The 22395-nt window shown below is 47.6% G+C and carries 22 protein-coding genes and 1 pseudogene; 8 read left to right on the top strand and 15 right to left on the bottom strand.

Annotated features, from left to right (window positions below):
* Positions 1–19 precede the first annotated feature (19 nt).
* The 5 genes and pseudogenes from JSU04_04220 to JSU04_04240 all read right to left on the bottom strand — a co-directional run bounded on the left by JSU04_04220 (position 20) and on the right by JSU04_04240 (position 3546).
* Positions 20–1165: an ABC transporter substrate-binding protein gene (locus JSU04_04220; GenBank protein ID MBS1969484.1), complete on the bottom strand. Its 1146-nt coding sequence runs from the start codon at positions 1163–1165 to the stop codon at positions 20–22.
* 88 nt (positions 1166–1253) lie between these two features.
* The gene (locus JSU04_04225; protein ID MBS1969485.1) at positions 1254–1658 is read right to left on the bottom strand and encodes a hypothetical protein; all 405 of its coding nucleotides are present in this window, start codon (positions 1656–1658) and stop codon (positions 1254–1256) included.
* A 115-nt stretch (positions 1659–1773) separates the two neighbouring features.
* Positions 1774–2067 (bottom strand): hypothetical protein, encoded by a 294-nt coding sequence (locus tag JSU04_04230; protein MBS1969486.1) that lies wholly within the window; start codon positions 2065–2067, stop codon positions 1774–1776.
* 95 nt (positions 2068–2162) lie between these two features.
* Positions 2163–3364, bottom strand: a pseudogene (locus tag JSU04_04235) (MFS transporter).
* Between the two features lie 35 nt (positions 3365–3399).
* Entirely contained in the window at positions 3400–3546 is a 147-nt protein-coding gene (locus JSU04_04240) for a hypothetical protein (GenBank protein MBS1969487.1), read from the bottom strand.
* Positions 3547–3646: 100 nt separating this feature from the next.
* Between JSU04_04240 and JSU04_04245 the strand changes: the two genes are divergently transcribed.
* Complete coding sequence (locus JSU04_04245; GenBank protein MBS1969488.1) at positions 3647–4258, top strand: thymidine kinase; 612 nt, start codon at positions 3647–3649, stop codon at positions 4256–4258.
* Here the strand turns inward: JSU04_04245 and JSU04_04250 are convergent.
* Entirely contained in the window at positions 4240–4749 is a 510-nt protein-coding gene (locus JSU04_04250) for a hypothetical protein (GenBank protein MBS1969489.1), read from the bottom strand. The genes JSU04_04245 and JSU04_04250 overlap by 19 nt on opposite strands.
* A 590-nt stretch (positions 4750–5339) precedes the next feature.
* Between JSU04_04250 and JSU04_04255 the strand changes: the two genes are divergently transcribed.
* The 5 genes from JSU04_04255 to JSU04_04275 all read left to right on the top strand — a co-directional run bounded on the left by JSU04_04255 (position 5340) and on the right by JSU04_04275 (position 10152).
* Positions 5340–5825: a hypothetical protein gene (locus JSU04_04255; GenBank protein MBS1969490.1), complete on the top strand. Its 486-nt coding sequence runs from the start codon at positions 5340–5342 to the stop codon at positions 5823–5825.
* A gap of 150 nt (positions 5826–5975) precedes the next feature.
* A complete protein-coding gene (locus JSU04_04260; GenBank protein ID MBS1969491.1) occupies positions 5976–6476 on the top strand; it encodes a PepSY domain-containing protein in 501 nt (166 codons plus the stop codon).
* 16 nt (positions 6477–6492) lie between these two features.
* Entirely contained in the window at positions 6493–7596 is a 1104-nt protein-coding gene (locus JSU04_04265; GenBank protein MBS1969492.1) for a hypothetical protein, read from the top strand.
* 1 nt (position 7597) lies between these two features.
* Positions 7598–8767: a hypothetical protein gene (locus tag JSU04_04270; protein ID MBS1969493.1), complete on the top strand. Its 1170-nt coding sequence runs from the start codon at positions 7598–7600 to the stop codon at positions 8765–8767.
* A 2-nt stretch (positions 8768–8769) separates the two neighbouring features.
* The gene (locus JSU04_04275; GenBank protein ID MBS1969494.1) at positions 8770–10152 is read left to right on the top strand and encodes an ABC transporter permease; all 1383 of its coding nucleotides are present in this window, start codon (positions 8770–8772) and stop codon (positions 10150–10152) included.
* Here JSU04_04275 and JSU04_04280 read toward each other — a convergent pair.
* The 7 genes from JSU04_04280 to kdpF all read right to left on the bottom strand — a co-directional run bounded on the left by JSU04_04280 (position 10138) and on the right by kdpF (position 18988).
* Positions 10138–10824 (bottom strand): response regulator, encoded by a 687-nt coding sequence (locus JSU04_04280; protein MBS1969495.1) that lies wholly within the window; start codon positions 10822–10824, stop codon positions 10138–10140. The two genes, JSU04_04275 and JSU04_04280, sit on opposite strands and share 15 nt — an antisense overlap.
* Before the next feature lie 311 nt (positions 10825–11135).
* A complete protein-coding gene (locus tag JSU04_04285) occupies positions 11136–11837 on the bottom strand; it encodes a response regulator (GenBank protein MBS1969496.1) in 702 nt (233 codons plus the stop codon).
* Positions 11834–14512 carry a sensor histidine kinase KdpD gene (locus tag JSU04_04290; protein ID MBS1969497.1) on the bottom strand — a complete coding sequence of 893 codons (2679 nt, stop codon included), beginning with the start codon at positions 14510–14512 and terminating at the stop codon, positions 11834–11836. The genes JSU04_04285 and JSU04_04290 overlap by 4 nt, the downstream gene beginning before the upstream one ends.
* Positions 14512–15078, bottom strand: a complete 567-nt coding sequence (kdpC, locus tag JSU04_04295; GenBank protein MBS1969498.1) for a potassium-transporting ATPase subunit KdpC — start codon at positions 15076–15078, stop codon at positions 14512–14514. Before kdpC ends, JSU04_04290 begins: the two co-directional genes overlap by 1 nt.
* 15 nt (positions 15079–15093) lie before the next feature.
* On the bottom strand, positions 15094–17187 hold the full coding sequence (gene kdpB / locus JSU04_04300; GenBank protein ID MBS1969499.1) for a potassium-transporting ATPase subunit KdpB: 2094 nt from the start codon (positions 17185–17187) through the stop codon (positions 15094–15096).
* 9 nt (positions 17188–17196) lie between these two features.
* Entirely contained in the window at positions 17197–18888 is a 1692-nt protein-coding gene (gene kdpA / locus JSU04_04305) for a potassium-transporting ATPase subunit KdpA (protein ID MBS1969500.1), read from the bottom strand.
* Between the two features lie 10 nt (positions 18889–18898).
* The gene (kdpF, locus tag JSU04_04310) at positions 18899–18988 is read right to left on the bottom strand and encodes a K(+)-transporting ATPase subunit F (protein ID MBS1969501.1); all 90 of its coding nucleotides are present in this window, start codon (positions 18986–18988) and stop codon (positions 18899–18901) included.
* Between the two features lie 239 nt (positions 18989–19227).
* On the opposite strand from kdpF, the gene JSU04_04315 reads away from it, so the two are divergent.
* A complete protein-coding gene (locus JSU04_04315; protein ID MBS1969502.1) occupies positions 19228–20322 on the top strand; it encodes a porin in 1095 nt (364 codons plus the stop codon).
* Between the two features lie 9 nt (positions 20323–20331).
* Here the strand turns inward: JSU04_04315 and JSU04_04320 are convergent, their stop codons facing one another.
* Positions 20332–20601, bottom strand: coding sequence for a peptidyl-prolyl cis-trans isomerase (locus JSU04_04320; protein ID MBS1969503.1), 270 nt, complete (start codon positions 20599–20601; stop codon positions 20332–20334).
* A gap of 17 nt (positions 20602–20618) precedes the next feature.
* Positions 20619–20876, bottom strand: coding sequence for a hypothetical protein (locus tag JSU04_04325; GenBank protein ID MBS1969504.1), 258 nt, complete (start codon positions 20874–20876; stop codon positions 20619–20621).
* Positions 20877–21005: 129 nt separating this feature from the next.
* On the opposite strand from JSU04_04325, the gene JSU04_04330 reads away from it, so the two are divergent.
* Complete coding sequence (locus JSU04_04330; protein ID MBS1969505.1) at positions 21006–22394, top strand: aldehyde dehydrogenase family protein; 1389 nt, start codon at positions 21006–21008, stop codon at positions 22392–22394.
* The last annotated feature ends 1 nt before the right edge of the window (position 22395 follow it).

The following is a 22395-nucleotide window of genomic DNA, read 5'->3' on the forward strand; positions in this document are numbered from 1 at the left end:
AGAGGTTTTGCCCTAAGCGCTAATGAGTTTTTTTCTCGGCCGCGATTTCCTCAAGGACCTGATCATAAACGAGCTTTAAACCATTGCGGTCGCGCACCGTGAGGATCGGCCAGTAAACTGATTTATTGACCAGATAAGCGACCTCTTTTTTGCTTTGATATTGCAGCTCTTTATCGTCACCCGTGAGGTTAAGAGGCGAAAGATACTTCTTTTCTTCAACAATGACCTTCTCTTGAAAGTTTCTACTGATCAGAAAATTCAGCCACTCCATGGCGACAGCTTTAATCAAGGGATTCCGCTCTGCATTTCGAGTGACAGCGGCATAGTCCGTCCAAAAACTAACGCCCTCATCCAGCAAAGCTAACTTCCATTTCTTAGCGCTGTCTTTGGCCACCGAATGGGACATTCCCCAACCGAGAGTCAGCACCGATTTCTTAAGATCTTCATCCTTGGGCGCACCCGACCAGTAATTTGCATTCGCCAGCAAGTACTTCAATTTTGTTTTGAATTTAGGAGTATTGATCAGATTGATATCGTGGATTTGAGCGCCTTTATATCCGAGCGCTAAGGCGGTCGTATAAATATTAGCCTCGTAGTAGTCCTTCGAAAGCGAATAGCGCCCTTTGTATTTCTTGTCCCACAAAACGTTCCAAGATGTCGGTGGCTTTGCGAAGTGATCCTTATCATAAAGCAGACTATAGCCGCCGGCAGCCATGGGCACGCCGTACAGCTTGCCCTCTTTGGTCACGAAATCGTTGTTGATAAATAACGGCAAAACATCTTTCAGATTCTTAACAATGGTTCTATCGACAGGAATGATCAGGCCGTGATTAATGAACTGAGTCCGCTCATCTTTCATAAAGTTGTGCGACGGAGAAATGATATCCGAAACCCCTGAACGGACACGGTCATAGAACTCATCAGGGCTGAGCGCGCGCAGAACCGTCACATCGATATTCTTATTATACTTCTCTTTGATCAGTGCCTTGAATTCTTTGATCGCGAATGGCGGAGCGTAAGAAGTCCACACATCCAAAGCAAGAACCTCGTCATAGTGACAGGTAAGTTCGTTCTTTTGCGGCTCCATGGATTTTGCCAAGGGAGTTGCCAGCATCATAGCCAGCAAACAGGTTAAAACAGAATGTCTCTTCGGCAAATTGAGCATGCGCTAACATATATGCTTCTCGTGCTCCGAGATACAGATTTTAGAGATCAAACAGCATTTTTTGACTGATCCCACCTAAAATTTGCAGCTAAGATTCAAACCACTCGCGCGCAGGTTTTGTCATGAAGATCAGATAGAGCGCGTAGCCTTCAGTCGCGATCTGAGCGAGATCAAGAATGGCTAAAATTTTCGCACCATGGACGTCAGTAAAGAAAGCCTTGATAACGCTCGGCAGACCGAACACCAGAAACACCGCCAGGAGATAGCGGGCCCAGTAGATGCGCATCCGCATAAAGACGATGGTCACCGCGAGCGCGAACAGCGAAATCACCAGATTTGAAATTCGCAAAGTCATATCGCCGACCACAGTGAGTTCGTTCGGCAAGAGCCAAATGTCGAGCACTCCCCTTAAGAGAATCACTCCAAGAGTCACGATCAAAAATAACAAAGCCTTTTTAACTTCTATCGGGGCGGTTTCGCTAAAATCGCTCATAAGCATTAAGCGTAAACATGTGGAACAGAGCTGTCCAGTTTTTCGAAATGGACAAATAAAAAAAGGACAACAAAATGTTGTCCCTTTCGATAGAGCACTCAATAACTAAATAAGACTATTTCTTCTTCGCCTTCTTCGGCAAGCAGTGCAGACTGTAGTCCGCCGAACGAACACAAGTGCCCTTCACTTCTGTTTTGTCCAAAGTATAGCTGCAAGCATCTCTCGCACCTTTACCTTCGCAAGCTTGCAAATCAGATTGCGCGGTGTCTGTAGCCGGAGCTGGAGCAGGTGCCACTGCGGGCTCTGCTGCTGCCGGAGTTGGCTCTGAAGTCGCCTCTTTCGGTTGTGAACTGCAACCTGCGCCCAAAAGAGCAACAGCCATCGCAAAAGACAAGATTTGGATTTTCATAGCTTCCTCCCTGAAATGTTAGTTCTTTATAATTATTAGGCCAGGCTTTCGACCCGTTGGCAATGCACCTTGTTCAAATTCCTTTGCAGCAGCGTCTACTTCCTGCGCAGAAACTTATAGATCGAGCACACAAGCAATAATCCCGATGACACCAGCAGGGCCTCTTTCGTGGTTGTGAGTTTCGCCAAAGTCCCCCAGGTCACACTTCCCAGAGACATGCCAAAATAGAAAACTGACAAAAACACCCCAAGCATCGTGGCCTTTAAGTGCGAAGCCGTGACGATCTGCCGCGAACTCATATTCATCAATGTCGCAAGAACAATCCAGCCAATCCCTCCAAGCATCATGGCAAAACACGCCATCAGATACCCGTCGGCCAGTGCAAGGACACACTCCCCGGCGGCAAAGACCAAATAGGCAAAACTCAGCGATGCCAGTTGCGCTGCGGATTCATCACGTGCTTTGAAAACACCGCACTCAAGAACGCGCCAAAACCCAAACAGCCCAGCAAAGAGCCATAATGTAAAGATTCAAGATGCAACTCTAAACGCCCGCGAACAGGATACAAAGCCCAAAGTGCTGAAGCCGAAAAACTCACTGCGAGGATCTCAAGCCACAGAGTCAGATTGTGATAAGAGAAAATAATCTTGAAGTCTTTCGCAGAGGCGCGCTGCAAATATTCAGCAGCCTTGACAGGCTCACCCGCCGCCTTTTTACCAATCGGCCAGCGCCAGTAGTAGATAATCAAACCCAAGAAAGAAACCGCATTTACGAAAAAGGCCTGGCTTGCCCCCGCAAACCCCAATATGAAGCCACCCAGAGCTGGACCCAACACACGGGTGATATTGAGTCCCATGTAGTAAATCAAAACGGCATTCTGCTGCTCCTCGACGGGAACAAGTTCCGATAGCACGGTTTGATAGGCCGGACCATTCAGGGCGACACCGATCCCCATCGAAAAACAGAGAACAAGAATTGTAATTTCTGAAAGTGTTCCTTGAGCTGCCTGGATTCCCAGCACGGTCGCTGAAATCAACATCACCGCCTGAGCCAGCAGCAAGATCTTGCGGCGATCACCGCTATCCGCCCAAAACCCCGCAGGAATGGACAGCAATACGACCGGCAAACTATTTGAAAAAGAGAGGAGCGAAACTGTTAAAGGAGAACTTGAGATATGGGTCATAAGCCAGCTCGCAGCCACGTCTTGCACCCAAGTTCCTAAATTTGAAAGAAACGCGCAGAACCAAAAAATCCGGTAAGAACCGTATCGAAAGGGAGACCAAACCGAAGCAGCCATATCCCCCTCCATTCTCTATTTTCCAGATCTACTTTCTAGTAAGAGGGGCCCCACTTCAAAGCGATGAATACGATGATCAAAACTGGGATCGCCGCATAGATCAAAAATGGCATCATTTCTTTTGCGATTCTTTTTTCTTCTTCAGCTTGTTTTAAATCTGTGTGTTTTACTTCGTGTGCCATATTCTGTAGCCCTCTTTTTAAGCAATTACGGCTATTTTATGTGAAAGTCTTGCGAAGCGCAAGAACCATGGTTAAGGTTCCTGAGTCCTGAGGGGGATTCATGTCGGAATATAATCATACACGTGGGTGGATTGAAGTGATTGTTGGCTCGATGTTCAGCGGCAAAACGGAGGAATTGATCCGTCGTTTGCGTCGCGCGGAGTTTGCTCGCCAGCCGATTCAAGTCTTTAAACCAGTCATCGATGACCGCTACAGCATGACGGACGTGACCTCTCACAATAAGACTTCTATCAATTCAACGCCGATTAAATCGGCAGATGATATTTGGGACCTGCTCAAGCCCGAAACAAAGGTTGTCGGGATTGATGAGGGCCAATTTTTTGATGAGGGTCTTGTGCAGGTGACCCAGGATTTGGCCAACCGTGGTCTTCGCGTCATTATCGCGGGTCTTGATACGGATTGGCAGGCAAAACCCTTTGGTCCCATGCCAACTTTGATGGCGGTTGCTGAAAACGTCAGCAAGCAGCATGCAGTTTGCGTCGTGTGCGGCAACAACGCAAGTCGCACGCAACGCACAGCCGGTGGCGACGGCCAAGTTCAAGTTGGCGCCCACGATGCCTACGAAGCTCGTTGCCGTGAACACTTCAAACCTGAAGTCGATAAACCTTTTACTTTTTTAATGAAGAATACTCCTCAGTCGTTCGTGCCGTAAAGAACACCGAACTGCACGCCCACGCTTTTACAGAGACCTTGATTCGGAAACTCTACGACAAGATCATAAAGCTTCTCTAAGCCGACTTGAATACGGTCCCCCGGCTTCAGAACCACATAACCATTGTGATCATCTTCGAGCGCAAACACCGGATCTTCAGTGACACTGCTGTCACAGTCGGCGGTATTATGAGCTACATTGTCCAGCGTCACCCAGCCGTTAAATTGAATCGGAAAGGGAAAAGTTTTTTGCACTCGCAAGTATTTCTCGGTGCCCTTTTCTTGGTTCAGCGCATTGAGCTGCCACGTTTGCGTAAAGTGCGTGAGCTTCAAATTCTCCGTTTTAAGAATCAGAGTGTCCTTATCCGGAACGGGCTTATGGCGCTTCCCGAGGCGAGGCGTGGGCCCCGAATCAAAACCGTTCTTAGAACTGCCACAGGCCACAAGACCGAACACACAACAAATCAATGCAAACTTCTGTCTTATTGTCATAGCCCCCTCCAACGCGTTGCCAGTATGCCAGAATTTTAAACACCGAAGAAATGAAGTAACCTTCCTTTCTTCGTCACATGACATAAAAAAACCCTTGCGCTAGGCCACGCGCGGGTCTTGAATGAGGTTATGAAAATCAGCGTCTATTCCCAGCGGGACAATGCCAGTGTTCACGAACTCGACGGACATGTTTTTTCAAAGCAAGAGCGAACCAAAAGATCTTTGATCCGCCTTTTCGCTTTTTGGGGACTTGCTCTCGTGTCTATTTTAATTCCAGTCATGCATTTTGTTTTAGTGCCACTGTTTTTTCTCATAGCCCCGTTCATTGCTAGAAAAACATACAACGAAGAAGTTGTTCTCGAGGCTTGCGAAATATCTTGCCCGGAGTGCAAGCAGACTGCAAAGTTTGCAAAAATTTCTGGTCAGTGGCCATTGCGCAATACATGTCCTCACTGCATGAACCGAATTTACTTTGATCATGTCAATTGAAGTGCGATGACTGCTTAGTCAAATTTTCATCGTTAAAACGTCTTTTGATTTTTTCATGGGCCGCGTGCTGATAATAAGCCTCCAACTACAAGGAGGTTTTTATGAAAAAGATTTTAGTATCAACGATCGTTCTCGCGGCATCATATGCTCTGGCTGCGGATCCAGCACCGGCTCCGGCACCAACCATTGTCGGCAATTGGAATTTAACTTCACGCGCTTGCACAAGCAACGCCCCCATCAATGACGGCGTAAAAATCGGCACTGATACAGTGAAAGTTGAAAACAAAGGCGACAACACTTTCAGCTATGTGACTAATATCGGCGGGTGCGAAACAACCGTGACAGGGACTTACGCTGCCGACGGCATGAAAGTGGACTACACAACGGCGACAAGCCAAAGCTGCAAAGATACAGCTCCGGCTCCGATGGTTGAAACAATGTCCATCTTCTACGCTTACCTGAGCGATACAGAAGCTGTAACAGTTACCACCGGCGACAAAGCAGCCATGTCCTGCCCTGCAGGCGATGCTCTTATCATGCACTTTGATAAAGACACTGGCGCGACTCCACCAGCTCCACAACCATAATCGCAGCAATCTTGTTTAGAGAAGAGGAGTGCGTTTTAACGAGCCCTCTTCTCTGACTTTCTCGGTCCTTTTTCAATTAACTATCAAGACTCCCACTGTTCCCGCTTCTTCTTCCACTTCTTGGCAAGTTCCTCTATACAGTCATCACATATGTTGAGACTTCTGCGCAAATGGCACCGATGGGTTTCCATTGTCATTGCTATTCCATTCTTAATCACGGTTGTGACCGGCATTTTGCTGGCATCCCGTGGTTTTAATACCTGGGTGCAGCCTCAATATCCTCCTGTAGATTCTTCTCTGAAAATCAACTTCGACGAAATCCTCGCGGCGGCCAAATCCGTTCCTGAAGCGCAGATTTCCGACTGGAAGGATATTTCGCAAATCGATATTCGCCCGGGAACGGGCAATATCCGTGTGCGATCTAAAAACATGCTTGAAATTCAAATCGACGGAGCCAACGGCAAAATCATGGGTGCGAAAACCCGCCGTGTTTCTTGGCTTGTGTCACTGCACGAAGGAGCTGAGTTCGGCCCTTGGATTCGCTATGGGATCTTCTTTCCGAGCGCAATCTGTGTGTTTTTCCTGCTTTTAAGCGGCGTGGCCGTTTTCTTTCAGCCTTTAATCGCTCGTCGTAAAGCTCAGCACAAATAATTTATAGGAGTTCGCAATGAAGTTCGCCCAGTTTTCTCCTGAGGAGAAAAAGCGCTTTGCTCAATCATTTCGTTTTGGTCTAGAGTCTGAATACCTTGTGGTCCGTAAAGAGGACTTCACTCCTCTCTGGCATCAAGATCTGACCTTTGAAACACTGAATGGAATTTTTGAATCCATTTCTCTGGCCGATGTTCCCTCCTGCGAAGGTTTGGATCTAGAGCCACCGCAAACGAAACTGATGCCATTTGTTGTTGAGGGCTATCACCTGCCGGATATGGACTTCCACGCTAAAGAAATCCTACCAAAAGGTGTTGAAATTCGCACTCCTGTTTGTGACAGCCTCGAGGAATGCCTCCGCGTTCATAAGACTCTGTACACACGACTCAAAGAAGCCATGAATACAAACGGTTATGACTTAGTGGCGCTGTCTCACCATCCGATGGAATCGCAGTTCTCAGGCCCCCAGAACAAACGCCGCCATGACTACTGGCAGTGGTCGATGGAAGTAATGACAACTTATGGACCTGATATTAACGTGAGCCTGCCGCCGGCGCTTGCTGATTTGATTTCTGAAAAAGATTTCGAAGCTAAGATTAACTACTATGGCCCGGCGCTGTCGGCGTTAAGTGTTGCTTCGCCATTCATGAACGGGGCACCCTGGCAGATCCGTGGCGAACACGGCAAGAGCTTCCGTATGTATAAACGCAGCTACATCGCGCCTCCGATTGAGTTCCATCCGACCGAGAAAAACCGCTACGAGTTCAAGGTATTTGATATGCCGAATTCTTTGCGCGAAATCGAAGCGCAGTTTTTGTCGTTCCTGGCTTTGACTTTGGACGAAGGACTCATGGGACGTGCGACAAAACAAACCCGCATCTATGATTTGGGCCAAGTCGCTCGCAAAGGACTTGCCGCTGAGGAGATGAGCGAACGCGCCAAAGAACTTTTAGAGAGAGCGCCGGCGGTTTTACGTGAATGGGGTTATGATCCGAGCGCCCTTGAAGTGTTTACGGAGCGTCTGGCCTCTGGAAAAACTCCGGCGGATGAAATGCTAGAGATTTACAGCAAAAACAATTCGATTTATGACGTTCTTCGCGAGCGCAGCCGTTTCAGAGTGTAAAATGCAACGACTTAGCTTTGAGCTCCTTGAAGACCTCTCTTCGGGAATTCTTTTAAAGCCTGCGATCGCGGACCTCCGAACATTTATGTTTGAGTCCGCGCGCCGCCGTCGTGGACTTTTGCCGGTGAAGGTCGCCGCCGTCACTGGCAGTGCCGGAAAAACCACCGTCAAAGAAATCCTCGGGCATCTTCTGAAGGGCGCTTTTATTTCACCGGCTAATCAAAACACCAAACTGGCTTTGGCCCTGCAGATTCTGCGCTTACCTGAGGAACAATCCACGGCGGTATTTGAAATCGGTGCGCGCCGCCTGGGGGATTTTCAAACTCCTTTAAGTTATGTGCGCCCTGATGTTGTGACTTTGCTGAATATTGGCCGCGCCCATGTCGGCGAATTCGGCTCGCTGGAGAATCTGATTCTTGAAAAGCTCTCACCTCTGAGTTTTGAAAGTGTCCATACGTTGGTGATTCCTGCCGAGGATGACCGCATTACGAAGCATGCCCGCGCCCAAGGTAAAAGCCTTATCACGTTTGGTACAAACCCCGCGGCCGATATTGAACTCATCCGCGAAAGTGCCGACGGCGTTTATTTAAAAATTCGTAAAGAAAGCGTCTTTATCGAATGCCCTTTCCGAGGCCCACAAAAGGGTCTCAATATCGCGGCGGCGATAGCAACCGTTGTCGCCCTTGGAGTTCCCGTTCAAGATATTACGCGCCGACTGACGGGCTTTCGTGGAGTTGAAAGACGCTTTCAAGCCTTTAACTGGCAATCGCGTTTAGCCATTGATGATGCGTTTAACGCAAGTCCCGAAAGCATGCGCGAAGGGCTTCGTCACTTGCTGACACAGACAAAGAATATGAAGATCCTGCTGGTGCTAGGAACCATGCTAGAACTAGGCTCCTCTTCCGAGTCTGAGCACAGAAAATTGGGCACCTATATCGGCGCCGTGTTTAGTGAGACCATCGCCGCGGGCCTTCTGACACTGATAACTGTGGATGCTGAAGCCCGGTTTTTGACTGAAGATAACGCTACTGGCCTGCCAAAAGAAAGAATTCATCACTTTGCAACGGCGCTTGAGGCAAAAGCCACCGTGGAATCCCTGGCCAAGCAGGCCGATGTGGTCTATTTTAAAGCTTCAAAGGGAATTCAGCTGAATAAGATCTTCAGCTCATAATTATGACGACAGCGGCTTTTTACACTCAGCATTTCGGTAATTGGCAAATTCTTGGCGCTTTTGTTTTTATCGCCATTGCGATTGCCATCTCTCGCTTTTTTAAACTGAATTTGGGCAAAGACCTTTTCATCGCCTCCCTACGCACGATCGTACAACTGATAGCAATTGGCTACATTCTTCGCTGGCTTCTGCATGCGGACTCTTTACCGACGAATTTACTCACTCTCTTGGTGATGACTCTTGTGGCGGCCCAGGCCTCTTACTCCCGCTTAAAAGAAAAAACCTGGCGGATCTATCTAGCAAGCTTTGTCGCCATCTTCGCAAGTGTTTGGCCCCTGGGATTCCTCACGATTCAGCTATTCTTTGGTGGCGAAGCGTTCTTGCAAAGTCTGTTCTTTATTCCCTTTATGGGCGTTCTGATGGGGAATGCCCTTTCGGCGATTTCTCTTAGCTTTGTCGGTCTTGAACGGGCCCGCCGCGAAAGTCTTTTAGAAATTGAAACAATGAAGGCTCTCGGGGCAACAGCATTTGAGGCTTGTCACCGGCTTTATAATGAAATCCTTCGCAATGCTTTAACACCGATGATTAACGGGATGACCATTGTCGGGATCGTGAGTCTTCCGGGCGTGATGTCGGGTCAACTGATTGGCGGCGTAGATCCTTTACTGGCAGCGCGTTTCCAGATTCTGGTGATGTTCATGATCACCTTTACGGCAATGCTCGGCGCACTGGCCGCGATTTTTATTACGCATTTCTATTTTATGCCGGCGTGGTTACTGCAAAAACCAGAAGGATTGTGTTTTAGTTTTGCTCCCGGAGAAAAAGTTCTGCTGCGCGGTCCTTCGGGCGTCGGCAAAAGCCGTTTGCTTAAATCCTTGGTGGGTTTAGATGTCGCCGACTTTTACACCCATATCGCCTTGCCTGCGAACTTGGAGCTGTCTAAAGTCGATGCCGGTGCTGTGATGTATGTGCCGCAGAAGGCTTACTTTGTGCCTGGAACGGTGCTTGAGAATCTGCAATACCCGCTTCGTTTTAAAAAACATCGCGGCGAGACTCTAAATCTAGAATTCTTTCAAAAAAACTTTATCAAGCTCGGCATGACGACTGAAATGCTTCAGAAAAATGCCATGACTCTTTCAGGGGGCGAAGCACAGATTGTGCATCTCCTCCGAAGTCTGCAGTTTGATCCGCAAACTCTTTTGCTCGATGAAATCACGGCAGCCCTTGATAACGAAAGAACGGCTTTGGTTGAATCTTTTCTTAAAGATTGGGTGGCCAGTAAAGCAGACCGCCGATTGGTATTTATCAGCCACCGTCAAGAACAAGGCACGAGCCTCGCAAGCCGCATCCTCACTTTTGAACCCGGCAAATTACTTCTGAATTAAAAAGCGATAGCCAACACCGGCTTCGGTCGCAATAAGTTCCGGACTGTCTGCAGAACCTTCCAGCTTCTTACGGATTTGGCCCATATAGACACGCAAATACTGCGTATGTTCTACGGAGTTTGGGCCCCAGACTTCCTTGAGCAACATTCTGTGAGTCACCACTTTACCGGCATTTTTAACAAGCACCTGCAAAAGGCTGAACTCGGTTGCAGTGAGTTTCACTTCGCTGCCGCCAATTTTTACGATATGACCGGCAAAATCCATTTCAAAATCACCGCTTTTAAAAACGGCTTCTAACTGTGTGGGTTGCGAATGACGAAGAGCCACGCGAATGCGCGCCATCAGCTCAGGAACACTAAAAGGTTTTGTCAGATAGTCATCAGCCCCGGCATCCAACGCCTGGACTTTGTCATCTTCAGAATCTTGGACGGTTAAAACAATGATAGGAATCTGTGACCACTCACGAACTTTCGTGATGACGTCCTGGCCATTCATGTCCGTCAGGCCCAAGTCCAAAATAATAAGATCCGGTTTTCTGCTGGCGACTTCTCGAATGCCCTCATGCCCGCTTGCGGCCTCATGAACCTCAAACTGCTGGGCCTCAAGACTAATCCGTAAAAATTTACGGATCGAGGACTCATCGTCGATAACTAAGATGACTTTGGATTTCATAGGACTATGCTATCGAAGCAAAGTTGCTAAAACCAGCGCTTTTATTTGAAGTAAGTTACGCACAGCCCTACGAAAAGCACGCAAAGCAAAATCACAAATGGAATCATCTCAATTGTATCCTCGATATCGCGAGGTGCCTTCTGACGTCTCATTTAGTCCTCCGCATTCCCAACCTGAAGAAAGCGGCCTTGAACATATCGGAGCTTCTATAAGGGAGATGTTGTTCTATCTTTGGGTATTGCATGGCTCTAGTATAGCCAAAGAGGAGTTAAAATTTCGCTAAATGTAAAAGACTAAATATAAAGAAATCGTTAAGACTGGGACTCAATCTGAGTCAGTCGATATCCCACCCCCGGCTCCGTCACTATGAGCTCAGGATTAGAAGGGTCGGCCTCAATTTTCTTACGGATCTGAGTGATATAAACACGCAGATAGTGGGATTGCTCAACAGCATTAGGCCCCCAGACCTCCAGAAGAATTTGGCGCTGAGTGACGAGTCTGCCGGCGTTTAAAGCCAACAACTTTAAAAGATTATACTCTGTCCCAGTGAGCTTTACGGGCTTTCCATGAACCGATACGGAATGAGCCTCAAAATCGATTTTCAAAGGCCCACTGGCAAAAACCGGAGTTTCATGTTTATGAAGTATATGTCTTTCCATCACGCGAAGACGTGCAAGGAGTTCTGGCAGATGAAATGGTTTCGTCAAATAGTCATCAGCCCCAGCATCTAGTAGCTCAACCTTTTCATCATCGGAGCTTTGCGCTGTCAAAATAAGAACTGGCACTTTCGACCATGAACGAATCTTACGAAGGACTTCTTTTCCTGAGTGATCCGGCAAACCTAGATCTAAAATAACCAAATCCGTTTTTTGCTCAGAAAGAATTCTTAGCCCTTCTTGAGCATTCTCCGCTTCCAGTACTTGATAGCCTTTTTCCTGCAATGCTAAATGCAAATACTTACGAATAGGATTTTCATCATCAACAATTAAGATCCGGCGATCGGGATGGTTCATGAATTTTCCCCGAGAACTTGCGGCATTGGCTCTATCGGCAAGCAAATAACAAACTCAGCTCCGCCCGCGCTGCTGTTTTGAGCCTCAATCGTTCCACCGTGAGCCTCCACGAGACTCTTCGCGATAAAGAGTCCTAATCCGGTTCCTCCGGCCTTAGTGCCTGGGACGCGATAGAATTTCTCAAAAACCTTCTGAAGAGCATCTAAAGGCAGGCCGGGCCCTTCATCGCGCACTCTAATAACGACCAAGTCCATATCCCGATAAACCGTGAGATGAATAGGGCTCCTCTCGGGAGTGTAAGCAACAGCATTCAAAATCAGATTTGCAAAAACTTGCTCTAAGAGGCGGTAATCAATTTTTATGAGTGGCACGTCACCAAAATTATAATCGATATGATGATCACCAAGATCGCCATTCAGCCGCTTCACTGTCAGTTTTAAAAGCTCGCGCACATCATACCAATCTTTTTTAAGACTCAACATCCCTGAGTTCAGACGAGTCATGTCCAAAAGATTTTCAATCACTCGGTTCAAGCGATGACTTGCGCGCACAAGTTCCTCGGAAAGCTCTTTACGCATTTCTGGATTTTCTTGAACCTTCGCATCCGACAGCGTGGAGGCCGAACCGATAATGGTCGTTAATGGAGTCCTCAGTTCGTGAGAAACCGAATTCATGAGTGCCTGATGCAATTTTTCGGACTCACGCAAACGATCATTGGTCTTTGACTTCTCCTCAAGGGCTTCGCGTTCAAGCGCAATCGCAACCTGATTACCAACAGTAAAGAGTAAATTCTCATGATCGATACCGAGGCGCTTGATTCTTTTTGGCTTAAAGACGATCAAACCGACCGAGCCTTCGAAGGTTTTCATTGGCAAATAGAAGTTTCGCGAAGAGGGCAGATTGTCCGTCGACCACCCCGCCGCTTTCTCATTTTCAAATGCCCAGAGAGCCACGGCTTGCTCTTTTTCGGAAAGCTGCATGTATTCAGAAGAGATAACATTGAAATCCAATTTCTCGGTTGTGCCTTTCAGAATAAATCCACAATTCCCTTTAAGGATCCCTGACAATTGCTCCGCCACTTTGGAAAGGTAAACTTCCTTACCGCCACCGGCAGCAATATCTTTTGTAATTTGATAGAGGAACTGCGTTCTTTCTTCACGCTCTTGAAAAATTCTTTCGTGCTTGCGGATTCTATATGTCAGATAGCCGGTTGTGACTGCGACGAAAAAATAAGAGACGCAAAGAAGAATGTCTTCCACCGAAGAAATCGCAAAGGTGTACTTTGGCGGAATAAAGAAGAAGTTCCATAACAGACTGCTTAAGGCCGCAGCAAACAGCACCGGCCCTAATGAAAAAATCAAACTCAACCCGAGAATCGCCAAGAGGTATATAAATCCGATACTCCGGAATCCTAAGAACCCGCTCGTAAAATTGGCGAATATCGTTACACCCACCATCATCCAGAAGACATACCAATACTGAATCCAGGCAGAAAGATTTGAAAACTCAGGCATCCACCGGCGCTCTGTTTCAGGAGGAGTCTCTTGACGAATAACATGAACATCGAACTCGCCGGTTTGCCGAACGAGCCGATCCAGGACCGTTCCCCCTTCAAAGTGATCACGCAAAAAGCGCTGGGTGGGGCGGCCAATAATCAGTTGCGTGACATTACGCTGTTTAGCGACTCTCTGGAGGGCTTCAGTGACATCAATATCTGGTACTGTCACCACTTCAGCACCAAGCTCGCGAGCAAGGCTGAGATTCTTGCTAAGCTGCGCTTGATCGGCATTATTGAGAGCTTCCCCCGTATCGACGTGAATCGCCATCCACGGAGCTTCCAAGTTAAAAGCATAACGGCGTGTGGCTCGAATAAGACGCTCTGAATAGGGCGAGTGGCTGACCGCGACCATGAGGCGTTCATTGGTATTCCAAGGTCCTTCGGAGCCATGCAGTTTGCTATAATCCTGAAGATCGTAATCGACTTTTTCCGCCGTAAGACGTAAAGCAATTTCGCGCAAAGCGGACAGGGGCGCTTCTTTAAAGAAATTCTGCGCAGCCCGCTCCGCCCGCTCTTCAAGATAAACCTTACCTTCACGGAGACGCTTTAAGAGTCCCGCCGGAGTGATATCAATAAGCTCAATATGATTGGCTCTTTCGATGATCGAGTCAGGCACAGTTTCACGAATAGAAATGCCGGTGATCTTTTCAACAGAGTCCTTACGGCTTTCAATATGCTGAACATTGACAGCTGTATAGACATCAATTCCCTCTTCGAGGAGCTGCAAGACATCTTGATAGCGCTTTGGATGCAAAGTTCCGGGAGCATTTGTATGCGCGAGCTCATCGACGATGACCAGTTTTGGACGGCGCTTAAGAATAGCGTCTAAATCCATTTCCTGAAGCTCGGTTCCGCGATAGTTGATTTTCTTTCTAGGAATGAGTTCGAGCCCTTCTAAAAGCTCGGCCGTTTCACGACGACCGTGAGTCTCGACGACACCAATCACAACATCAACGCCATCTTCCTTGGCTTCATGAGCAGCCTCGAGCATTGCGTAGGTTTTACCTACGCCGGCGGACATTCCGAAGAAGATCCGCAATTGCGCCGTTGCTTTGACATTTTCTGATTTAACGATATCAAGCAACTCATCAGGATTGGGTCGTTGTGAATCAGGCACTAATTCATCCTATCCAGCAGAACGTTCAGCTCCATTACATTGACGCGAGAGTCGCCCATGAATCCCAAAGTCGGGCCATGGGTTTGCTCTGTCACCAAAGCTTTGAGCTTGGCCGTTTGCTCTTCGTTAAAGTTACGCGCCTTTGCCACGCGATTCAACTGATAGATAGCAGCGGCAGGGCTGATCTCAGGATCCAATCCACTGCCGGAAGCAAAAAGCAAATCCTGAGGAGGCTCCCCTTCATCAGGATGGGCTTCCATCAGGGCTTTACGACGCTCCTCATATTGCTTTTTCAAATCCGCACTAATCGGCCCTAGGTTCGTGCCGGTGGAACTTGTTGCATTATAGTCTGCACCCGACGGACGAGGCCAAAAGTATTTTGGTGAAGTTATTTTCTGGGCGATGATGGCAGAGGCAATGGGCTGCCCGTCACGGCTGATGATTTGTCCTGTTGCTTTATCATGAAAGAGCGTCTGTCCTGCGCCCGTCACCAACAATGGATAGATCGCCCCTGTTAAAACCGTCATTACTAAAAGAAACATACAGCTTTGGAATAGAGTTTTCATAAAAGTCCTCTTTGCTTAGGCGACAAAACCTAAGGCCACAATAATCACATCAATCATTTTAATACCAATAAACGGAGCGACCAGACCACCGACGCCATAGAGCAAAACATTGCGGCCTAAAAGCGCCGTTGCCGATAGAGCCCGGTAGCTGACGCCTTTCAAGGCCAATGGCACTAGCGCAATAATCACAAGCGCATTAAATATAACAGCGCTCAGAATCGCACTGCTTGGTGAATGCAAACCCATAATGTTCAAAGCCTGCAAAGGTCCTCGAGCTGCCCCCGACGTCAGATACAAAGTCCCAAAGAGTGCCGGCAGAATTGCGAAATACTTTGCGACATCGTTTGCCACACTAAAGGTCGTCAACGCTCCACGGGTCATCAATAGCTGCTTACCGATTTCGACAATCTCAATCAGCTTCGTTGGATTGCTGTCGAGATCCACCATATTGCCGGCCTCACGTGCCGCCTGAGTTCCAGTGTTCATCGCGACCCCCACGTCGGCTTGAGCCAACGCCGGAGCATCATTCGTTCCGTCACCGGTCATGGCCACAAGATGGCCGTTGGCTTGCTCTTGGCGGATGCGTTTTAGTTTATCTTCGGGAGTGGCTTGCGCCATAAAATCATCCACGCCGGCCTCGGCCGCAATGGCCGCCGCGGTTAATGGATTGTCGCCGGTGATCATCACCGTCTTGATTCCCATCTTACGAAGTTCAGCAAAACGTTCCTTAATACCACCCTTGACGATGTCTTTAAGATAAATAACACCAAGAATTTTTTCGTTCTCGGAAACGACGAGCGGAGTTCCGCCACTTTTAGCCACTGTCTGCACAATTTGCGTGACATCCCGGCCAAAAACTCCACCTAGTTTTTCGATATGTCTCTGAATTGAATCCCCCGCGCCTTTACGGATGGTAATGGTCTTTCCATCTTTCTTAATATCCACGCCACTCATGCGGGTTTGCGCGGAAAATGGCACAAACTCCACTTCATGAGGCGCATAAGATTCAGCACGGATTTTAAACTGCTCTTTAGCAAGCACAACGATGGATCGCCCTTCGGGAGTTTCATCGCTCAAAGAAGCCAGCTGAGCCATTTTCGCTAAATGCTCGGTGCTAACACCGGGAGCCGCCATAAACTGATGAGCCATGCGGTTTCCCAGTGTGATCGTGCCTGTTTTATCCAGCAAGAGCACATCGATGTCTCCTGCGGCTTCAACAGCGCGGCCACTGGTTGCAATCACGTTTTTACGAATCAAACGATCCATACCGCTGATACCGATGGCACTGAGCAAGCCACCAATCGTGGTCGGAATCAAACACACCAAGAGCGAGATCAGCACAGGCACCGTCACGATCGTTGAAAGATCCTGATTCGCCGCCGTTCCACTGTAGTCAGCAAAGAACTTAAGACTGACAACGGCCATGAGGAAAATCAGTGTCAGACCGGCCAAGAGAATATTGAGTGCAATTTCATTTGGGGTTTTCTGGCGCTGAGCCCCTTCGACCAATGCAATCATGCGATCGAGGAAGCTATGTCCTTGCTCTGAAGTGATTTTCACTTTGATTTCATCGCTGATCACTTTAGTCCCACCGGTCACGGCACTGCGGTCCCCGCCGCTTTCACGAATAACAGGTGCGGATTCTCCGGTGATAGCTGATTCATCGACGGTCGCTATTCCCTCGACGACTTCGCCATCGCCAGGAATAATATCACCAGCAGAGCAGACAACGAGATCCCCTTTACGCAACTCAGCCGCAGAGATTTTTTCTTCTCTGCCCGCAAGCAGGCGTCTTGCAACGGTTGAAGTTCTCGTTTTTTTCAAAGTCTCTGCTTGTGCTTTACCCCGGCCTTCAGCCACGGCCTCGGCGAAATTCGCAAACAAGACCGTAAACCATAACCACACTGAAATCTGGATTTCAAACCCGGAGACTCCAGCACCTGTTAAAATATTTTTAATAATAAAAATCGTTGTAAGAAACGCGCCAATTTCGGTAATAAAGATCACCGGATTAGACCAAAGAGCTTTTGGATTGAGCTTAATAAAAGACTCTTTCAGCGCGTTTTTATAAATTTCACTTTTCTGAACCTGAGTAGATTTTGTTGTCATAAGAAACCTCTAAAAGGTTGTCCCTTTCAGCATAAGAAGTTGTTCAACAATCGGACCGAGAGTCAGCGCCGGGAAGAATGTCAAAGCACCGACGATAAAGATGACGGCGATCAGCAGGAATACAAACAAGAAATTATCCGTTGGGAATGTGCCGCTGGAAGGCGGAGCATACTTCTTCGCGGCCAAATTTCCACAGACTGCTAGGAAAGGTAAAATAATACCGAAGCGGCCGACAAACATCGCGATAGCCAGCATGACATTGTAATAAACCGTATTCGCATTAAGCCCTGCAAATGCGCTTCCGTTATTGGCACCAGCCGAGGTAAAGGCATAGACAATCTCACTAAAGCCGTGGGGTCCTTTATTCGCCAGGCTCGAAAGCCCAACCGGCAATACCATTGAAATTCCCGAAAAGAATAAGATCACAGCACTCGGCAAAAGAATCGCGAGCGTCACCATCTTCATATCCCAGGCTTCAATTTTTTTACCAAGATACTCTGGCGTACGTCCAACCATCAGCCCCGCAAGGAATACGGTCAAAATGATAAATATCAACATGCCATACATTCCGGCACCAACACCGCCAAAGACGACCTCACCAAGCATCATGTTCAGCATGGCGATACCGCCCGAAATCGGAGACAGACTTGAGTGCATGGCATTGACGGCACCACAAGACGCCGCCGTCGTCACAGATGAGAATAAAATACTGCTACCCACACCGAAGCGAGTTTCTTTACCCTCCATCATGGCACTTTGATTGAAAACGGGATTATTCACATACTCAGACTGGTAAGAGATTGTCGTTAAAACGACAAACATCGTCATCATCGCTGCAAAGATCGCCCAGCCATGTCTTCTAGCACCGACCATTTTTCCGTAAACGAAAGTTAAAGCTGCAGGGATCATAAATATTGATAGCATTTGAATGAAGTTCGTCAGCGGAGTCGGATTTTCAAATGGATGAGCTGAATTCGCATTGAAGAATCCACCCCCATTCGTTCCGATCATTTTAATAGCTTCTTGAGATGCAACAGGTCCCAGAGCCAGCGTCTGCTTCACTCCATCCAAACCTAAAACATCTAAATAGGCTGAGAAAGTTTGAATAGCCCCTTGGCTAATCAAAAACAAAGCATAGACAAAAGACATTGGCAGAAGCACATAAACAGTCGAACGGGTTAAATCGACCCAAAAGTTACCGATCGTTTTAGCTTGCATACGGCTAATGGCACGGGCGAAAGCCAAAAAAATGGCGATCCCCGTTGCGGCACTCACAAAATTATGAACGGCCAGCGCCGCCATCTGAGAGAAATAGCTCATTGTGCTTTCACCGCCATAAGATTGCCAGTTCGTATTAGTAATAAAACTGACGGCGGTGTTGAAAGCTAAATGCCAAGAGAGGTTCGGTAGGTTTTGAGGATTCAATGGCAACGAAGCTTGTGCCATCAAAAGAATCATCACAGAAACAATGCCGGAGATACTAAAGAGCATCACTGCTAAAGCATATTGTTTCCAGTCCATCTCTTCTCGTTCATCAACGAACGAGCAACGATAAACCAGACGCTCCAGCCAGCCCAACGGTTTTGAAAGAAAATGATGTTGACCCGAAAAGACTTTCGCCATCCAGCCACCTAAGAGTGGCGTGAGAATCGTCAGCACCGCTAGAAAAAAACCAAACTGCATTCCATCTTGTAATTTCATAACTCACCCTTTAGAGCTTTTCCGCATTAAAAAGTGCATACACAAGATACACGAATAATCCCACGGAAACGATTCCACCAATAACAAACTCAAAGCCCATAAAGCCCTCTTTCTTGTGCGCTCATATATACGCTTGATAATAGACAGACCCAAGTAAGGATGGCGTAAATAGAAAGCCGACCAGTATAAAGAAAGTATAAAGATCTTTATAAAAATGCCCGTCTCCTTAGCATCTCAAGACGAGACCTTTTTTTCGTGTGAAATTTTAGCGTTTTTTTGATTTGTGAATGCCGAGCACCCGACTCAGACTGCGAGCACATCTCATCCTGAGGAGGAAAAATGAAATTATTAATTTTTACCCTGGCTGTTCTATTCACCTTTAAAGCTCAAGCGCAAACAGAGGCTCTCGAGAAACCCCTCGAATTCTCTGGCTACTTTGATATGTACTACCAGACCGATGCGAACCAACAGCTTCGCACCCCCGGAAGAATCTTTGATGCCCGAAATAATGTGGCTCAAGTCAATCTCGCGGAGTTGTCTTTTAAAAAGACAAAAGGCCAAGTGCAATTCCGTGGTGACCTCGCTTTTGGCGAAATGGTTGATACTCTGGTTGGCGTAGATCCGACAGCAGCAGTTAGTACCGCAAACGCAGATCCATCCAAAAACATCACCCAGGCAATCTTGACTTACACCCCTTCCGCGGTGAACGGATTCACACTCACTGCCGGTAAGTTCTATTCTTATCTTGGCTTTGAGGTGACCCATGCGAAAGACAATTGGAATTACTCCCGCAGTTATACTTATAACTATGGCATTCCTTTCTGGCATGAAGGCGTGAGCATCGGATATGCCTTTATCCCCGGAAAACTCACAGGAACAGTTTATGTTTTAAACGCTTGGGATGGTCGTATTGCCAATGAACAAAACAAATCCGCGACTCTCGGAGCCAGTATCAATTGGACTCCTGTCGAGGGCGCCAGCTTGATTTATAACTACATTGGCGGCGCTGAAGGTACCGACTCTGGCTCCGTAAAAATCGTGCATGAACTCAATGGCAGCTATGCATTTAACAGTCTTTTGAGTCTAGCTTTTGACATGATTAGCGGACAACAAACTCATGTGACAGCAACAACAGACGCGAAATGGAGTGCTTATACAATCTACGCTAAGATGAGCTTCACACCCTGGTACACTTTAAGTCCCCGCTATGAAGTCTTCGACGACACCGACGGATTTGCTCTGGGGCAGGGAATTGTGCAGAAAATCACTTCTGTCACACTCAGCAACAACTTTATTTTGGCAGACGGCTTAGAAGCCCGCTTTGAAGTCCGCAACGACAAATCGAACGTTGCAAGCACGTACTTTAAAAATAAAGACGGTCAAAATTCCGACGGCGACATGACAACGGCAGTTGCCCTTCTCTATGGTTTTTAGCCACAGTTTTTAGTCATGGCGAAGAATAATGTGATATCCAAACTTGGTTCTGACAGGCTTTGCGCTATGCTGCCCCGGCTTTAAGGCAAACGCGGCGTCTTCGAAATCCTCATCCGCGCGGCCGGGCTTGAGATCGCCGAGGTCGCCGCCACTTTCTGCAGAAGGACACTTCGAAAAACGCCGCGCGAGTTCGTCAAAAGGACGCCCCTTCGCCAGCAACTTCAAAACATCTTCTGCTTCATATTGGTGGGTCACAAGAATATGTGAGAATTTCGCCATAGAGAATAAATACCGAACTAACGCTGCAATGTCACGGTGCCGTTTAATTTATAGCCGCCACTACTGGTGGCCTTGAGCTGGGCTGTCGGCTGTCCCACGCGAAGAACGCCTTTATAACCACCGCCGCCGCTCAATGTTTCTTTTGCAGCCACAGAACTGAGTTGGATAAAGTTCTTAGAGTTTTTAGCCGCTGCCGGTGTCGAAGGCGATATTAGAGTTTCAACCTGCGGAACGGAGTCCGAGCAGGCTGTCACCCCCGCTAAAACCAGTATCATTATGAGACACTTTGCCAATCCTTTGAAACTCATCATAATGACTTATCGGCATCCCTCGGGCCGCTCTTAAACGTCCCTAATCCAATAAGAATGATTGGAACGCGGTTTATTCTTTGATAGCCTTCCCCTATGAAGATCGAACAGCTTTTCCAGGCACAAAAGAAGCACTCTCTGTATTGGCGAACCGCCCCCCTCAATGAACGTAAAGAGAGCCTCCGCAAACTGGGACTCTACATTGAGTCTCATCAACGTGAAATTTGCGAGGCCATGTATGCTGATTTCGGTAAACCGGAATTAGAAGTTCTAATGACCGAGATCTATCCGGCCCTGCAAGAGATCCGTTACGCGCTAAAAAAACTCAATAAGTGGACAAAGCCTCAAAAAGTACCGGCAACGATGCTACTAGCCGGCACGAAAAACTATCTTTACTCGGAACCAAAAGGCGTCGTGCTGGTCATCGCTCCTTGGAATTATCCTTTTAACCTCGCCATCATTCCCCTCGTCGCGGCCTTGGCTGCCGGAAACTGCGTGATTCTTAAACCTTCTGAGATGACTCCGAAAACCAGCGAGTTTATGGAGAAAATGCTCAATGAACTTTTCCCGGCCAATCAAGTCCTCACGGTTCTTGGCGGGAAAGAGGTTTCAACCGAACTCCTTGCTTTGCCTTTTGATCATATCTTCTTCACCGGCAGCACCCAGGTTGGAAAAGTCGTCATGAACGCCGCCAGCAAACATCTTAGTGACGTCACTCTTGAATTGGGTGGCAAATCGCCGACGATTGTCGATAACACCGCGGATCTCGAAGCCGCCGCACAAAAAATCGCGTGGGGAAAGTTCGTAAACGCCGGCCAGACCTGTGTTGCGCCCGATTACTTGATGATTCAATCTGAAATCTATCCCATGTTTATTGAAAAGCTAAAAAAACATATCGAGATTCTGTATCGCTCGCCAGAAAAGGATCTTGCGCGTGTGATTTCAAGTCATCACTTGCAAAGACTGAGTCAAATGTTTAACGAAGCTCTCGAAAAAGGCGGTAAACTCGTCACCGGCGGTCAGTTTGATTATCAAAAAAATATGCTGTCGCCGACCGTCGTTGAAACATCGCTGCCTTCGATTCAAATCATGAACGAAGAGATCTTTGGCCCGCTTTTGCCGGTTTTAAAATTTACCACGTTGAACGAAGTGATTCAGTTTGTGAATGATCGGCCGAAGCCTTTGGCATTTTATATGTTTTCGAAGTCGTCTGAAAATATTGATCTCGTTTTAAAATCCACGACGGCCGGTGGTGTCTGCATTAACGACGTGCTTTTGCATTTCGCCAATCATCACCTGCCTTTTGGCGGTATCGGCGACAGTGGGCTTGGCAATTATCATGGCGAGTTTGGCTTTAAGACGTTCTCGCACACCAAGGCCGTCTTAAAGCAGTCTTGGCTGGGTAAGGTCACAGCGGTGGTTTATCCGCCGTATATGCCATGGAAAGTAAAAATCGCGAAGTTTCTTATTCGCTGGGGAATTTAGA

Source organism: Bdellovibrionales bacterium (assembly GCA_018266295.1).
In the GTDB taxonomy this organism is placed as follows: domain Bacteria; phylum Bdellovibrionota; class Bdellovibrionia; order Bdellovibrionales; family Bdellovibrionaceae; genus JACMRP01.

What these genes read in the sequence shown, in the direction of transcription:
- JSU04_04285 (MBS1969496.1), bottom strand. Translation starts at nt 11,837, where the DNA reads ATGAACCATCCCGATCGCCGGATCTTAATTGTTGATGATGAAAATCCT.
- JSU04_04230 (MBS1969486.1), bottom strand. Translation starts at nt 2,067, where the DNA reads ATGAAAATCCAAATCTTGTCTTTTGCGATGGCTGTTGCTCTTTTGGGC.
- JSU04_04270 (MBS1969493.1), top strand. Translation starts at nt 7,598, where the DNA reads ATGCAACGACTTAGCTTTGAGCTCCTTGAAGACCTCTCTTCGGGAATT.
- kdpC (MBS1969498.1), bottom strand. Translation starts at nt 15,078, where the DNA reads ATGAAAACTCTATTCCAAAGCTGTATGTTTCTTTTAGTAATGACGGTT.
- JSU04_04330 (MBS1969505.1), top strand. Translation starts at nt 21,006, where the DNA reads ATGAAGATCGAACAGCTTTTCCAGGCACAAAAGAAGCACTCTCTGTAT.
- JSU04_04250 (MBS1969489.1), bottom strand. Translation starts at nt 4,749, where the DNA reads ATGACAATAAGACAGAAGTTTGCATTGATTTGTTGTGTGTTCGGTCTT.
- JSU04_04315 (MBS1969502.1), top strand. Translation starts at nt 19,228, where the DNA reads ATGAAATTATTAATTTTTACCCTGGCTGTTCTATTCACCTTTAAAGCT.
- JSU04_04325 (MBS1969504.1), bottom strand. Translation starts at nt 20,876, where the DNA reads ATGATACTGGTTTTAGCGGGGGTGACAGCCTGCTCGGACTCCGTTCCG.
- JSU04_04225 (MBS1969485.1), bottom strand. Translation starts at nt 1,658, where the DNA reads ATGAGCGATTTTAGCGAAACCGCCCCGATAGAAGTTAAAAAGGCTTTG.
- JSU04_04240 (MBS1969487.1), bottom strand. Translation starts at nt 3,546, where the DNA reads ATGGCACACGAAGTAAAACACACAGATTTAAAACAAGCTGAAGAAGAA.
- JSU04_04245 (MBS1969488.1), top strand. Translation starts at nt 3,647, where the DNA reads ATGTCGGAATATAATCATACACGTGGGTGGATTGAAGTGATTGTTGGC.
- JSU04_04275 (MBS1969494.1), top strand. Translation starts at nt 8,770, where the DNA reads ATGACGACAGCGGCTTTTTACACTCAGCATTTCGGTAATTGGCAAATT.
- kdpF (MBS1969501.1), bottom strand. Translation starts at nt 18,988, where the DNA reads ATGGGCTTTGAGTTTGTTATTGGTGGAATCGTTTCCGTGGGATTATTC.
- JSU04_04265 (MBS1969492.1), top strand. Translation starts at nt 6,493, where the DNA reads ATGAAGTTCGCCCAGTTTTCTCCTGAGGAGAAAAAGCGCTTTGCTCAA.
- JSU04_04260 (MBS1969491.1), top strand. Translation starts at nt 5,976, where the DNA reads ATGTTGAGACTTCTGCGCAAATGGCACCGATGGGTTTCCATTGTCATT.
- kdpB (MBS1969499.1), bottom strand. Translation starts at nt 17,187, where the DNA reads ATGACAACAAAATCTACTCAGGTTCAGAAAAGTGAAATTTATAAAAAC.
- JSU04_04255 (MBS1969490.1), top strand. Translation starts at nt 5,340, where the DNA reads ATGAAAAAGATTTTAGTATCAACGATCGTTCTCGCGGCATCATATGCT.
- JSU04_04320 (MBS1969503.1), bottom strand. Translation starts at nt 20,601, where the DNA reads ATGGCGAAATTCTCACATATTCTTGTGACCCACCAATATGAAGCAGAA.
- kdpA (MBS1969500.1), bottom strand. Translation starts at nt 18,888, where the DNA reads ATGAAATTACAAGATGGAATGCAGTTTGGTTTTTTTCTAGCGGTGCTG.
- JSU04_04280 (MBS1969495.1), bottom strand. Translation starts at nt 10,824, where the DNA reads ATGAAATCCAAAGTCATCTTAGTTATCGACGATGAGTCCTCGATCCGT.
- JSU04_04220 (MBS1969484.1), bottom strand. Translation starts at nt 1,165, where the DNA reads ATGCTCAATTTGCCGAAGAGACATTCTGTTTTAACCTGTTTGCTGGCT.